The 13,090-nt window shown below is 69.0% G+C and carries 12 protein-coding genes and 1 pseudogene; 3 read left to right on the forward strand and 10 right to left on the reverse strand.

The window, feature by feature from the left end; translation table 11 throughout:
* Nucleotides 1–2,413: 2,413 nt before the first annotated feature.
* On the forward strand, nt 2,414–2,545 hold the full coding sequence (locus N5875_RS37895; RefSeq protein ID WP_338498981.1) for a hypothetical protein: 132 nt from the start codon (nt 2,414–2,416) through the stop codon (nt 2,543–2,545).
* Between the two features lie 180 nt (nt 2,546–2,725).
* On the opposite strand, the gene N5875_RS37900 is transcribed toward N5875_RS37895, so the two are convergent.
* The 6 genes from N5875_RS37900 to N5875_RS37925 all read right to left on the reverse strand — a co-directional run bounded on the left by N5875_RS37900 (nt 2,726) and on the right by N5875_RS37925 (nt 8,160).
* A complete protein-coding gene (locus N5875_RS37900) occupies nt 2,726–3,052 on the reverse strand; it encodes a hypothetical protein (RefSeq protein ID WP_318212270.1) in 327 nt (108 codons plus the stop codon).
* Nucleotides 3,049–3,881 (reverse strand): IS5 family transposase gene (locus tag N5875_RS37905; RefSeq protein ID WP_338498982.1). Its coding sequence is split into 2 segments (ribosomal slippage): nt 3,049–3,555 and nt 3,558–3,881, totalling 831 coding nucleotides; the frame shifts between segments, so codons are not numbered across the junction. Before N5875_RS37905 ends, N5875_RS37900 begins: the two co-directional genes overlap by 4 nt.
* 330 nt (nt 3,882–4,211) lie before the next feature.
* A complete protein-coding gene (locus tag N5875_RS37910; protein WP_338498984.1) occupies nt 4,212–4,490 on the reverse strand; it encodes a hypothetical protein in 279 nt (92 codons plus the stop codon).
* The gene (locus N5875_RS37915; protein WP_338498986.1) at nt 4,487–5,674 is read right to left on the reverse strand and encodes a hypothetical protein; all 1,188 of its coding nucleotides are present in this window, start codon (nt 5,672–5,674) and stop codon (nt 4,487–4,489) included. Before N5875_RS37915 ends, N5875_RS37910 begins: the two co-directional genes overlap by 4 nt.
* A 1,063-nt stretch (nt 5,675–6,737) precedes the next feature.
* Nucleotides 6,738–7,007, reverse strand: coding sequence for a hypothetical protein (locus tag N5875_RS37920; protein ID WP_338498988.1), 270 nt, complete (start codon nt 7,005–7,007; stop codon nt 6,738–6,740).
* 259 nt (nt 7,008–7,266) lie between these two features.
* Complete coding sequence (locus N5875_RS37925; RefSeq protein WP_338498990.1) at nt 7,267–8,160, reverse strand: hypothetical protein; 894 nt, start codon at nt 8,158–8,160, stop codon at nt 7,267–7,269.
* Between the two features lie 105 nt (nt 8,161–8,265).
* On the opposite strand from N5875_RS37925, the gene N5875_RS37930 reads away from it, so the two are divergent.
* The gene (locus tag N5875_RS37930) at nt 8,266–9,117 is read left to right on the forward strand and encodes an NAD(P)H-binding protein (RefSeq protein ID WP_318212275.1); all 852 of its coding nucleotides are present in this window, start codon (nt 8,266–8,268) and stop codon (nt 9,115–9,117) included.
* Between the two features lie 513 nt (nt 9,118–9,630).
* Here N5875_RS37930 and N5875_RS37935 read toward each other — a convergent pair.
* Nucleotides 9,631–9,780, reverse strand: a complete 150-nt coding sequence (locus N5875_RS37935) for a hypothetical protein (protein WP_318212276.1) — start codon at nt 9,778–9,780, stop codon at nt 9,631–9,633.
* Nucleotides 9,781–9,913: 133 nt separating this feature from the next.
* Nucleotides 9,914–10,337, reverse strand: a pseudogene (locus N5875_RS37940) (transposase family protein); the annotation flags it as partial.
* A gap of 269 nt (nt 10,338–10,606) precedes the next feature.
* Between N5875_RS37940 and N5875_RS37945 the strand changes: the two are divergent.
* Nucleotides 10,607–11,641, forward strand: a complete 1,035-nt coding sequence (locus N5875_RS37945; RefSeq protein WP_338498992.1) for a hypothetical protein — start codon at nt 10,607–10,609, stop codon at nt 11,639–11,641.
* Nucleotides 11,642–12,293: 652 nt separating this feature from the next.
* Here N5875_RS37945 and N5875_RS37950 read toward each other — a convergent pair.
* Both N5875_RS37950 and N5875_RS37955 read right to left on the reverse strand, forming a co-directional pair.
* On the reverse strand, nt 12,294–12,944 hold the full coding sequence (locus N5875_RS37950; RefSeq protein ID WP_338498993.1) for a response regulator transcription factor: 651 nt from the start codon (nt 12,942–12,944) through the stop codon (nt 12,294–12,296).
* A gap of 14 nt (nt 12,945–12,958) precedes the next feature.
* On the reverse strand, nt 12,959–13,090 hold the full coding sequence (locus N5875_RS37955; RefSeq protein ID WP_338498994.1) for a hypothetical protein: 132 nt from the start codon (nt 13,088–13,090) through the stop codon (nt 12,959–12,961).

A 13,090-nucleotide genomic window follows, 5' to 3' on the forward strand; every position in this document is an offset into this window, starting at 1 on the left:
CATCCGAGCCGGCACAGCTCCAGCTCCAGCTCCAGCTCCAGTTCCAGCTGCAGCTCTCGCTGCGCCCTGGCCGAAGCCGCAGTCGGCGTACCAGTGTCCGTGTGCGCCGCTCGTAGCGTGCTCACCAGAGGGTGGCCCCCGGACCGGAGAGGTGCCTGGGTGGGTTCGTGACCTCTGCCGCCTACCGCTGGCGGCAGAGGTGAGGGTGTGCTTGAGGCCTGCTGCCCGCGTTCGTCCCGGCCGGTGACAGGCAGCCCGGAGTGTCCAGGCGCCGGTGAAAGGGACCTGCCGCGCGACGCTTGCCGCAGGCCGGCTCGAGCAGTCAAGCCGTCCTCAGCTGTGATGGCCATTTGCCTCGTGCCACTGCCGTCAGACGTCGCACTCGACGGTGAAAGTCTCTGCGACTGTCCTGCGCCCGGCGCATCACCGGTTGGCAGATGCCCGCTGTACGGCTGCGGATGCCGTGGAGTGCGAAGCGCTGGTTCTGGCCGCGGCAACACACAGGGGCGGTGCGCTGGGAACGACATCCAGAAGGCTGCTGCCTCGGTAACGGCCCGTACCGCTGACGCAGCGTTCGCAGGGCGAAACCGTGTACGTCGATGCGACAGCAACACAGCAACACACCAACGCAGCAACCTGAGCGCAGAAGCGCTCTGCGTAACGCTCTGACCAGCCCAGAAACGCACTCTGCCCCCTGGCGCGCCAACGCCAAGAGGGCAGGTTAACGGGACGAGTCCCATCGAGTGCAGCGGCTCCTTCTTCTTTGACCGGAGCAGGAGCCGTTGTCGTTGCTTACCACTGTAGGCGAGCCTGCAGAGGTAGATACACCGTAACGCACTGGGCGATGCCCTCTCCACTTCCTCTGCCTTGCTCTCAGTCCTTCCTCCAGTGGTTACTCTTCACGCCACTCACTGCAGAAGGTGCGGGGACCTCCGGGGAAGCATGTTGTGATCCTCGTTCCATACAGGGATCACAGGGATGTGGACTCATCCACGTGTGTCTTGACCTGCGCAGACACACCAGACAGTCATGGCCTGCTGGAGTGGGATCCCTGTACTGGGTTTTGTTCCACGGTGCCCCCAGGCAGGAACCGAGCCCCTCCCAAGAGGGTGGCTGCCTTCCGCGAGCGCACCTCTGCAGTTGCCTGACAGGCCCGTGTGAAGCAGCCTTCGGCGGGACGCCGGCTATTTGCGGCGCGCGCACTGTGACGGATCCGCAGGTCAGCCGATGTGTAGGCCTGAGTGTGCCTTCAGCCGCGGGCGGTGACCCCGGCCCGTGGCCAAGACAGTTTGTCTTCCCAGAAGTGATGCACAGGGAGCGCAAGCACCGCCTATACCGTGCGGCACAGAGATGGGAACAGGAAAGGGTCCTTGCTCATAGCTCTGTCTGAGCTCACCAGGGTTGTCGATGACAAGACCAGGCCGTTCGATGTGGACCCGCCCTGCCCACACGTGCCTGCCGGGCGACACCAGCGAACCATGAACGGGCCTTTCGTGCCGTCCCGGGTACATGGGGCCCCATGCGGGAGAGCCTGTTTGGGGGTGGCACGCCCAGAGATCGGGGAAAGGAAGCTGATGCCGCACAAGAGGTCGCGGCGTTGGTCGGCTGGCTGGCTGGCTGGCTGGCTGGCTGGCTGGCTGGCTGGCTGGCTGGCTGGCTGGGTGCCGCTGATCGGTCCTGAGGTGCCGACAATGTCAGCTGTGTGACTGGTCCGAGTGCGCGAGCGGCCCGCTGGTTCACGCAAGGCCTGCCAAAGAGCGCCAGGGTGAAGGGCTGCGTGGATGGCTACGGCGCTTCTGCTGCAGCAGCGGCAAGGCCCTGGCCTCTGCACTCGGTGAGGCTGTTTTCGATTGGGCACTGGCGGATCTGGCCTGGCTGCGTGGGCGCCTGAACGGTGTGAAGAGGGACCGGCGAGGGTGTGAGACGGAGTGCGGCAAAGCGGCCCGGGTCTGGGCCGAATCTTCGCATCTGTTGGACGGCCCACCGCGACCAGGGATCGGGCACGGATGCTTGAGAGAACAGGGTCCGTGCAGTCGACAGCATGGCCGGGGGAAGCACAACCGTTGAACACACGCCACCCCGCGTCCCCGGGGATGGTCCGCTCACTCGGAGGCGCTCTACAGGCCGCAGAATCTCTTGGGACGGTGGTTGTCCAGGACGGTCTTATTCGCCCCGGGTATCGGTTGCCTCTGGCCCCGTCGGCGTACACGCGAATGAACGTGCATGGCCGCGCACGGATGAACGTGCAGAGTTCCTGAGTTCCTGAGGTGCAGAGGTGCAGAGTTCCTGAGGTGCTGAGGTTCGGCATTCTGCTGTCTGTTGGTCGAGTTCGCAGAGATGGGGTGGCCGTGGTCCTGGATCCGCTGCGCCGGCTGGAACCGCGGCGTTTCGTGGCCTGGTCGAGTCCGGATCGATGAGCCTGACCGAGGTCGCCAAGGAGACGGGCCTGAACTGGCGGACGGTCAGCAAGGAAGTGGCAGTCGACGGACCCGCCTCGCCTCCGCGGCCGGTCGCCGAACGGCAGGTCGAGGGCAGGGGTGATTGATGAGTCGGCAGACCGAACGCGTACTTGCTCCGGCTGGTGCGCCCGCGGCCTTTGATGGCGTTCATCTGGTGGCGGTGTCTGTATCTGCGGTTTCGGGGCTTTGAGGAGTGTGAAGGCGGACCACAGCGATGTCTCGGACGGTGGACATCGTCTTAGAGGTCCTAACACAATGAGCTGTCGTCACCAGCAGGCGACGCACTGGGTGAGGTCTTCCGACAGGACAAGGATGAAGCGTCTCTGCGGTGCAGTGACGGTCGCCATGTAGACCTGAGCGGTTCCTGCGGCTTGAAGTCTGGTGACGGCTTCGGCGAGTCCGGGCCGAGGTGTGACGCCCGTGTCGAGCATGACTTCGTGCCGCCAGGACCAGGTGGCCCAGAGCTGTTCTGCGGAAGCCGTTTGGTTCAGGAAGACCTCGAAGTCCGCGCCTGCCTCCAGCTCGACCCGGGCTGCGCGGGCAGATGCGCTGCTGTCTTGGGACAGTGCTGATTGCAGGGCGTATCGGTTCATGCGATCAGTTTGCCGGGCCGGCCAAGGGACACCACCTGGCGGTGGGTGATCAGGCAACAGGCGAGCTTGAGGAAGGCTTCGTGGATGTCGGCTCGGCGTTCCCAGCGGACGCGGAGTCGTCTGAAGCCGTGGAGCCAGGCGAAGGTGCGCTCGACCACCCATCGGTAGGCGCCCAGGCCGCTGCCATGGGCTGTGCCGCGGCGGGCGATGACAGGGAGGATCCGGCGGGCCCGGACCTGGTCGCGGTAGATGTCGTGGTCGTAGCCTCGGTCGGCGAAGACCGACTCGGGCTTGCGGCGGGGCCGTCCAGGCCTGCCTCGGACTGGTGGGACGGCATCGAGCAGGGGCATGAGCTGGGTGACGTCGTTGCGGTTGCCGCCGGTGAGGATGACCGTGAGCGGGGTGCCGTGGCCGTCGGTGATCAGGTGGTGTTTGGAGCCGGCCCGTCCCCGGTCGACTGGCGACAAACCGGTCTGGAGCCCCCTTTTAACGCTCTGACGTGGCTGGAGTCGACGACCGCCCGCGACCAGTCGAGACGGGCCGCTGCGTTCAACTCGGCCAGCAGCACCTCATGCAGCTGCTGCCAAACTCCGGCCTCGTTCCAGCCCCGCAGCCGGCGCCAACACGTCATACCGGACCCGAAGCCGAACTCCTGTGGCAGGTGCTCCCACTGGACGCCGGTATGCAGCACGAACAGGATCCCGCACAGCACCTGCCGGTCCGGGACCGGCTTGCGACCCGGGTATCTGAACCGCCTCTCCCGCTTCGGCAGGAGCGGCTCGATCCGCTCCCCCAGGTCATCCGGCACGATCCACGGTGAAGCCCCCATAGCCCCGACAATGCCGAACCCGCCGACCGGACACGGCCACCAGGATCGATCCACCTCATTGTGTTAGGCGTTCTTAGGGGGGAGCTGGGCCAGGACTGGTTCGCCTGGTGCCAGCCGGCAGTGGTCAGGACGTGTGGGAGGAGCTTGATGGCTGTCTCGGTGGCAGGGGGTGCAGCCGGGGTGGTCTTCAGGGCCAGGTGCTGGATGGCGCGGTGGATACCCGTTCTGTTTGGGCGGGGGCAGGGAAGGATGGATCGGGATGGGATGGGGGTGGGGTGTGATGCCACCGCAGTCACCCTGGCTTCCCGTTCGCGTGGGGCTGTTCCCCGCTCACTCATCGCGGAAATCTCGTCCGAGGCCCTTGGCGGCGCGTGTGCGGTTGGTGGCGTTGAACTCGGCCGGTGTGGAGATGGGGGTTCGGTGTTGAGGGCGGTGGGTGTGTATCCGGCGGCCGGCCGTCATGTTCCGGGGGTGGCGGACGTCGCCGGCCTCCTCGGCGTTGGCCGAGGAGAGGGGGGCGGCGTCGGCGACCGGGTGTCCGAACTGTGGCCGGTTGGCCTTGTCCGGGGAGGCCGGAGTGTGATCGGTGGCTGTTCCTGTGCGTTTCACTGGCTGTGCGGACGCTGCGGGGCCTGCGGCTGCGGCGTTTGGGGGTTGGGGCCCCGGAAGCGGGCGAGTGTCTTCGTGAGGGTCTTCCACGGTGAAGGGTCGTGCTTGGCTGTTGCCGGGGATGCTGTCCGGGGGGCGTTGCTGTTGGTGGTCTCGGCGAGGGCGTCGAGGGCTGACTCGGCGGCTTCCCGGTACAGGTCGCAGGATGCTGTCATGGCTTCGAGCGCCTTGGCGTACCTGGTGACCATGGCCCGTGCGTGGGCCAGTTCTTCGGTGGGGGTGAGCAGGTGCCAGCCTTGGCGCAGCCGTGTCAGCGCCTGTTCCGCGCCGGCGGGCAGTGGCCGGGGCAGTGAGGCGAACTCCTTGATTTTGTCGAGGAGTTGGGTGGGTTCCGTGCCGTCCAGGATGACATTGCGGATGGTGAAGTAATCCGCGTCGTAGCCGGGGGCCTGTGGTGTCGGGGGCAGGATGACGGCGCCGCCGCGCGGTATCCCCACACCCAGCTCACGTTTGATCACGAAGTCGGCAATCAGTGCCTGTTCGGGTGTGGCCCGGTGTTCGACCACCCGGTGGCGCAGGCTCGGTGGCAAGAACGCCGTGACCGGCCGGCTTCCCAGGGCGTTCGGCGTCATCGCCTCGTGTACCACGACATGGATGAACCAGCTCTGCCGCGTGCAGGCCCGCAGCAGGCGGCGCAGGTCGTCGTCGTCTTTGGGCAGGTGGTTCGTCGTTCGCAGGCGTACGTTGTCCGTCTCGTGGTCCCAGGCGATCTGGTCGCTGTCGGGCCAGAACATGGTGGCTGGTGAGGGCCAGCTCGCTTCCCACGCCTGCTCGGCCTCGGCGGCGAGAACCCAGGTGACACCTTCGCTCTTCGTACGGCGCGACTCGGGCTCGTAGGTGGTCAGTTGCGCGCGTACGGCGACGTCGTCGGCGACGTGCCAGCGGGCTTCGAAGAGGCGGCGGGCCAACGGGCCGGGGTCGGCGGACTCGTCCCGGGGGTACAGGTCGGTGGAACGTGCCGCCTCGACGGGGTCGAGGTCCAGGAAGTCGTCGATCACCCGGGCCGCCTTGAGAGCGAGCAGGTTGCGCCGGACGTCCCGCTCGGGTTCGGGCCCGAGGTGACGCCCCCGCCCGAGCCAGGCGGTGTCGTGGACGGTGGTCGGTGAGGTGCTGTTGTTGTCCATGGAACCGTTCGGTGGGCGATGTGGGGCCCGACCAGTATGGTCCGCAGCCCGAGCGAGCCAAGCGGCACGCCGTATGCGCCGTCCGGCGAGGAGTCGGGGAGTGCCAGTGCCCGGCTGATGCCGTACCGGCGCGACGAGGCCCTCCTGGGGTGGTCCTCGTAGGGTGATTCCGAAGCGCTGATGACGCTGATCGATGGGCGGCCGCCGGCTCGTAGAGGAGCCGGGGATCGATACGGACGGCGCCATCGATGACGACGGCCTCGCCATCTCCCCGGACGGCAGGACCGCCGTGGTGCAGTACGGCACGTGTCGCAGTACGGCAACGGTGCGGTCGCCTGGAACACGGAGACCGGCGAGGAGCTGTGGCACCAGGCCGCCAACGAGGTGAGCATCATGCCGCACGCCGTTCCGTACGCCTGTCTGGACGGCGCCGGAGCCGCGCTCGCGCTGGGGTCAAGGACGAGGAATGTGGCCAATTCGATGGCATGGGTGCGCCGGTTGGAGTCGACGGTGCCGAGGGGCCCCGGTGGCTTCCGCCGTGCCCAGGGTGCTGATCACTGGCCGGTCCTGGGGAATTCGATGGTCGGTAGCTCCGCGCCGGGTGAGTCGGCGGGCCCCCGGGATGGTGGCGGGACTCTGGGACGGGGGAGTGGACGGGGCGGCCGGACACCTCCGAGCTCGTCGCCGACCCCGGCGGCGGCAGTGCTCTGCTCCGGCCGGCGGTCACCCGCATGAGCAGCACGGACGGAGCTCGCGATGCCTTCGAGTTCCCCCTTTTTCCTGCGTAGGGGCGGCCCCGTGGAGCCGGCGGGAGGGGATCGCTCCACTCGGCGGTTCCCTCGCCCTGACCCTCCTCACCCACGACCAGGACCTGGCAGCCCGCTGCGCCGCCGACCCCACCATCCGCGCCTTGCACGTCGGCCCCTGCCCACCTCCCGCACAACGGCTACCTGAGCGCCTTCCTCATGGACGCCAGGACCTCCGCCGACCAACTGGGCCGCCCACACCGGCGAACGGCCCGCAGACCTCCCCTGACGCGAGCCTTCGCCCCGTCGCATCCGGGTCAACTCCGGTTCCCGTCCGCGTCGCACGGCAGGGTGCCGTCGGGGTGGCCGGTGGCGTGGTCCTCGGAGATGTCCTGCGCGGTCTGCGCCATGGTTTCGTTGGTGATCTTGATCTGGCCGGAGAAAGGCGTGTCGATGTCCTCGATCAGGAGCAGGGAGCCGGTGAACAGCGCGGCGAGCACACACAGGAGGGTGAGGTGGGAGGGCCCGCGGTCGCGGGGGAGACCGAAGGCGAAGGCTCCGACGGTCGCTCCACGCCTCTGGCCCATGAGCGCTCCCCGATGGCCCGGCCGGCCGGAGCCGGGCCGGACCAACGAGGGGCGCTTCGTCCGCCAGGCCCTACCTGCCGGCCATGGGGCGAGGGGGCCGTGTCGTCCGGCTCGGTTCCGGCCTGAAGGTTCCCTGACCAGTACACGTCCCCTTGTGGAGGGGCGGCCGGCTGCCCGCGCTCGGGGGGTAGGGCCGCGCGGACGGTTCCCCCATCCTGGTCCAGGTCCAGGCGCCGGGCGAGCCCACGCCCAGAAGCAGTCACCCTCGATGGGCGGGACGGCCCGGCAGCCCGCCGGCAAAGCCCTGCGGCGCGCTCACGTCGTCCGAGATGATCCGCAGGACGTCGTCTACGAGCTGCTGCGGGTGCGCGGTCTTCAGGGTCGTGCTCAGGGTTTCATGGGTGCCGTAGACCGTGGAGTCGTCCGACAGCTCCCGGCCGTCCGACTCCCTGGTGAGCGACCATTCCGAGTCGCCGCGGTGGAAGTTGTACTCCTTGCCGGCAGCCAGGATTGTCACGTCGCAGCCACACCCGAACCCGCCGTCGGACTCAGGTTCGTACTCGCCGTCCGCGTGGCGGGTGTTCAGTGTCACCGCGTGGTCGTGCTGTTCGGCGAGCAGGGCCGCGACGGCCGCCACGGCTTCGTGGGCATCGGCGGGCACCGGAGCCGTGCCCGGGGCCGCGTGCAGCGCGCGCACGGTGGTGGAGGCGTGCCGGGCGACCAAACCGTGGATCTGTCCGGACACCGCCCGCAGTGTCGCCAGGGCATCACCCAGGTTTGCCGGCTGTCCGGGACCGGCCGCGGCGGGCACCACGGCCTCGCCGCGCTCGGCGACCCGCCCGACCGCCCGACCGAGCTCCTGGAGTGCGTCGGCGGTGTGTCGGAGCTGGACGAAGAGCGCGGAAGCAACCGTCGCGGCGTCCTGCGGGGTGTAGAGGGACCACGGACTCGACAGTGCTGTCACGACGGCCTCGGCGGTCTCCGCGCCCGCGCACACCATCTCCACCGAGTCCCGGGGATCACACATGCCGTACTCGACCGCGGTGCGCACCTCCGAGACGAGGTCGTTGGCGTCGTGGGCGGCCTGCTCGTGCAGGGCGCTGAAGGGGGCGTCGTCGTCGAAGCCGGCCACCGAGGCCTGGTTTGTGAGCATGCCCCGGATCCTCCCAGATGTGATGTCCGACCGGCCGGTGCTTGACCTGAACCTTGGTTGATGTTCGAGAGTTGTGCCATCGAACGGCGAGACAAGGAGATTCCGATGGAACAGCCCAAGATCCTGGTGACCGGCGCAACGGGAAGGGTCGGCGGCGCGGTGGTCGCCCAACTGCACGCGGCGGGGGTGCCCGTACGGGCGCTGGTGCGAGGGGAGGCCTCCTTCCCGCAGGGTGTGCAGGCGATACACGGTGATCTCGCTGATCCCGCGTCGCTGGGCGCGGCGCTGGAGGGCGTCGATGCGGTCTTCCTGGTGTGGCCGTTCCTGAGCGCCGAGGGCGCATCCGATGTGATCGACGCGATCGGGAAGCGCGCCCGGCGGGTGGTGTACCTGTCATCCGCCGGAGTCGGGAGCGAGAGGGAGAGGCCGGGCGAGGCGATCACCATGTTCCACACGGAGCTGGAGCGGCTGATCGAGGCATCGGGCCTGGAGTGGACGGCACTGCGGCCCACCGGGTTCGCGAGCAACACGCTGGGCTGGGCGGAGGAGGTCCGCACCACCGGCGTGGTGCGGGCGCCGCTGGCACGGCTGGCCCGCCCGCTGATCCACGAGGCGGACATGGCTGCGGTCGCCGTCCAGGCGCTGACGACTGACGCCTTGCTCGGCGCCCGCCCCCTGATCACCGGCCTCGAACTGATCACCCAGGAACGGCAGGTGGCGCTGATCAGTGAGGCGATCGGGCGACCAGTGCGGTTCGAGGAGGTCGCGCTGGACGAGGCCATCGAGCAGATGAAGGCCGCAGGCTATCCGGCAGAGCTGGTGGAGGCTGTGTTGCCGGCCCAGGTGGAGATGCTCGGCAATCCGGAACCGGTCAACGATGAAGTGGAGCGCATCACGGGCACGCCGGCCAAATCCTTCCGGGAGTGGGCGGTGGACCACGCGGCGGACTTCCGCTGAGAGGGACGTCAGTACGCCCCTGGCCACCAACGAAGCAAGTCACACCAGACCCCGCCACGGCAGGGGACCGGGGACCGGGGGCCGAGGGGCGGACACTGTCCACAGGCAAGGCCATCGTCTGCTTGGGACCGGATCCGCAGCCGCGGACAGATCACCCGCGGCCTCACCCTCGCCGTACACCTCGTCGGCGGGCCACCACCCAGCGCGCCAAACGCCTCCCGCCGCCCTCCGCCCTCCGCCCATCGACAAGTTGAACACCCAGTACGGCCACCGTGTGGTGGAGGGCGGGCACGCGGCAGTGGTGTCAGTTCAGGTGTCCGCCGAGACCGCCGCCCGGGGCGGTCGGTCTCGGCGGTGGGGACGGAGCCGTGGGCGGTGAGGGTGCGGGTGGGTCGGAAGAGGTCGCCGATCCAGCCGCGCTGTTCGACGTCGTCGGTCTGGACGGGGGCGAACGGCGTCTTCCACTTTGCCGCGCAGACTCCGAGAGGTTCTGCGCGGCGCTGTCAGGCCCGGCTATTGACTGCAGTGGATAGTGAAGTCGCCGGCCGTGGTCTCGCGGACGTACTTCTCCGCACCGGCCAGGAGAAGTAGCTGGTCGTTGGTGGCCTGACCGGCGTGCAGGCCGGGCTGGGCGACGATGGTGTGGAAGCGGGGTTCCAGCATGTGGGCCCGCTCGCGGGTCGCGAACAGCTTTCTGATGTCTCCGACGTCGTACGGCGAGATTCCGTTGTTGCGCTGGGCGTACTTCCCGGCGCGGTCGTTCAGATGCGCCAGCAGTTGCTGAGCCTTTCCAACCTCAGGTTGAGGCGTGGTGAAGGACGAGGACGGCCTTCACGATGTTGGTGATCCGGTTGGTGCTGCAGCGGAGCTTCTGTTGCAGGCGCCAGCCCTTCAGGGTGGCCATGGCGTGCTCGCCGAGGCACCGGATCTTGGCCTGAGTGTTGTTGTGACGCCGCCTCCATCCCTTGAGGCGGCGGCTCTGGAAGGGCACTCGCACGAGGTGGCCGGCGCCTTGGTACGCCTTGTCCACCCAGCACTTCAGCCCAGCAGCGGCGAGGGCATCGATGATTTCCGTGGGTACGGGCGGCAGTCAGGTCGCGGGTGGCTCCGGGCAGCGCGGGCGAAGCCCACAACAGACGCCCGAAGGGGTCGGTCAGGACCTGGACGTTCATGCCGTGCCGCTTGTGCTTACGGGAGTAATACGGGCTGTCGGCTGACAGCTCGCTGGTGGGGGAGTTCGTGCCGTCGTGGGGTGGCGCGGGAGTGGGTACGGTAAATAACGTGATCCTGCGCTTCAGGCATGCGCTTGGGTACGGTAAATAACGTGACCCTTGCTCATGCGCTTCGGGTGTGGTCGGTGGTGTGTCGGATGGTGTCTGGCTTTGTGGGGGTTGGGTTGTCCGGTGTGACGTGTCGGGCGGTGCGGGGGCTTGTGGGGGCGGTGGAGCGGGTGGCTCCTCGGGGTGGGGTGTGGGAGGAGCGATTGCCCGTGGTGGGGGTGAAGGTGTCGCGGGTGCGGGCGCGGCAGTTGTGGATGGTGGTGGGGATGTGGGAGCGGGCGTTGAGTTCGCAACGCCTGCGGGAGATCGGGGCCGGTCCGGTGCAGGGGCTGTTCGAGCGGCCCGTGTTGCGGGTGTTCTGGGACCTGGCGCGCGCGGGGGAGCTGCGTGCGCTGGAGCCCGGGCAGGGGCGTGAACGAGCCTTGCCAGTGGCGACGTTGCGGATCGTGCGGGACTGCCTGGGGATCATGGCGGGGCTGGTGGTGCCCGAGGGGGTCACGGTGTCGTTGCCTGTGGTGGAGCAGCCGGAACCCAAGGCGGTGGTACGGGTGGAGATGCTGGGGGAGGTGTACCGGGGACTGGTGGAGCTGGCCGCGGGGGGCCCTGTGGAGCGGGAGGGCAAGACGTTGTCCTTCCAGGACCGTACGCGGCTGCTGGCCATGGTGTGTCTCGTACTGGACACCGGCGCGCGATCGGGGGAGCTCGCGGCGCTGCGCCTGGACGATCTGCCGCCCGGCCGTCAGACCGTCGGGCTGCGGCGCCGGCAGCAGAAAGCGTCGCCGAACCGTGCCGAGGAGATCGCCGAACTCGCCGGAGTCGCACCGTCGTCGGCGCGTGCGGTGCTGTGGGGCCAGGGCCACCGGCTCTCCGAGTCGCTGCGCCGGCGTGTCGAAGCCGCCCGGGACCAGCTCGAGCCGCTGCCCGACACCGAGTGGTACGCGCTGCAGCCCGGCACCCAAGTGGCCCTGCGGCGCTGGTTCGAGGTGCGGGAACGGCTCGTGGAGCCCCTCCAAGGGGGACGTAACGCGCTGTGGGTCACGCTGGTCCCCACCAAGGCGGGGCCTCCCGGCATCACCCTGCGGCACCAGGGACTGACCCAGGCCTTCGCCCGCGGCATGACCGCGCTGAACTGGGTCATGGCCGGCCAGCCCGGCTGGGAGCCCATGCCGATCCGCATGGAGCAGCTGCGCCGCGCCCTCACCCCCGAACCCCTCCCCGTGCCCTTTACCGGCACCAGTAAATAACGTGACCCTTGCGCGCGGTCTGCTCCGCAGACTCATCGCGCCGTCGCTACGCGACGGTCGGCGGGTGCTTTCCCCGCCGCTCCGCGGCGAGTCCTGCACACACGTCTTCGCCGCTCCGCGGCGAAAGGGGGGGAGAAGAAGGGAGACGGAGATCTCTTCTGTTCCGATCGGTTCCGTCCTGGAGCGCTCCGCGCTCCGGGGGGCGCGGAGCGGGTGCCGGACTTTGATGCCGGGTGCGCCATGTTGGTGGGTTCCCCCGTTGGTGGGTTCCCCCTTTCCCCTGTGGGGGTGATGGGGGTGAGTTGAGGTACTGAGGGGTGAGTGGCCGGCCCTGGGGCGGTCGTGGCCGGTTCCCGGGTGGGCGTTTTGGGGCGGCCGCTCGGACCGTTTCGGTAGGCGGGTCAGACGGGCAGTGCACGGGCAGTGCCGCGGGCTCCGCGTTGGCGCGCTCGCCGATCAGGGCGGTGACGTGACCGGCGGCAGCCAGGTCGTCGGCGGGGGTCCTGCCGCAGCTGCGGGGGAGACGGGGCCTCCTGCGCACCGGTGACCGCGAGCAGTCCGCCGCCCGCGCCGTCCGTGGCGCGTACCTGTTGGGCCCGGACGTGCTCCAGGGCGCCGCGCGGGTGGGCGTACAGTGCCGGTGTGTGGTGTGTCAGGGGTGTGGTGAGGGGCCCGCCAGGCCGTTTTCGTACGCCAGGATCACCAGGTGAACCCTGTCGCGGGCGCCGAGTTTCGCCAGGAGCCGGGTCACGTAGGTCTTGGCCGTCGCGATGCTGATGGTCAGCTCGTGGGCGATCTCGGTGTTGGTCAGGCCCGCGCCGATGAGGACGAGGACCTCCTTCTCCCGGTCCGTGATGCCCTGCAGCCGGCCCGTGGGCGCGGCGGCGGTGGTCGACGGCGGCTGGGCGGTGAAGTCCTTGATGAGGCGCCGGGTGATTCCCGGCGCGATCAGCGCGTCCCCGGCGGCGACCACCCTGATCGCCCCGAGGATCTCCTCCAGGGCCATGTCCTTGACCAGGAAACCCGCCGCGCCGGCGCGTAGTGCCCCGTACACGTACTCGTCCTCGTCGAACGTCGTCAGGACGATGACCTGTGCCGCCGAAGGGCCCGCCGCGATCCGCCGGGTCGCCTCGATGCCGTCCATGCCGGGCATCCGGATGTCCATCACGATGACGTCCGGCGCCGCGTCCTTTGCGAGCCTGACCGCCTCCGCCCCGTCACCGGCCTCGCCGACGACCTCCATGTCATCGGCCTGGGCGATGACCATCTGCAGCGCGGTCCGCACCAGCGGCTGGTCGTCCACCAGCCCGACCCTGATCACCGGACACCCCGCTCGGCACCCGCGTCCGCGCGTCCCGCGACGGCGCGGGTGCCGGAGGAAGGGAGGAGAGGGTGGTGGTTCCCGGGGGTGCGGCGGGCGGGCGGTGGCGCGGGTGTGGCGGCGGGCAT

The sequence above is a fragment of the Streptomyces sp. SJL17-4 genome (genome assembly GCF_036826855.1).
In the GTDB taxonomy this organism is placed as follows: Bacteria; Actinomycetota; Actinomycetes; order Streptomycetales; family Streptomycetaceae; genus Streptomyces.

Coding starts and splice junctions, on each gene's coding strand:
- N5875_RS37895 (WP_338498981.1), top strand. CDS start 2,414: ATGAGCCTGACCGAGGTCGCCAAGGAGACGGGCCTGAACTGGCGGACG.
- N5875_RS37930 (WP_318212275.1), top strand. CDS start 8,266: ATGGAACAGCCCAAGATCCTGGTGACCGGCGCAACGGGAAGGGTCGGC.
- N5875_RS37920 (WP_338498988.1), bottom strand. CDS start 7,007: ATGGGCCAGAGGCGTGGAGCGACCGTCGGAGCCTTCGCCTTCGGTCTC.
- N5875_RS37900 (WP_318212270.1), bottom strand. CDS start 3,052: ATGAACCGATACGCCCTGCAATCAGCACTGTCCCAAGACAGCAGCGCA.
- N5875_RS37955 (WP_338498994.1), bottom strand. CDS start 13,090: ATGCCCGCCGCCACACCCGCGCCACCGCCCGCCCGCCGCACCCCCGGG.
- N5875_RS37915 (WP_338498986.1), bottom strand. CDS start 5,674: ATGGACAACAACAGCACCTCACCGACCACCGTCCACGACACCGCCTGG.
- N5875_RS37935 (WP_318212276.1), bottom strand. CDS start 9,780: ATGCTGGAACCCCGCTTCCACACCATCGTCGCCCAGCCCGGCCTGCAC.
- N5875_RS37925 (WP_338498990.1), bottom strand. CDS start 8,160: ATGCTCACAAACCAGGCCTCGGTGGCCGGCTTCGACGACGACGCCCCC.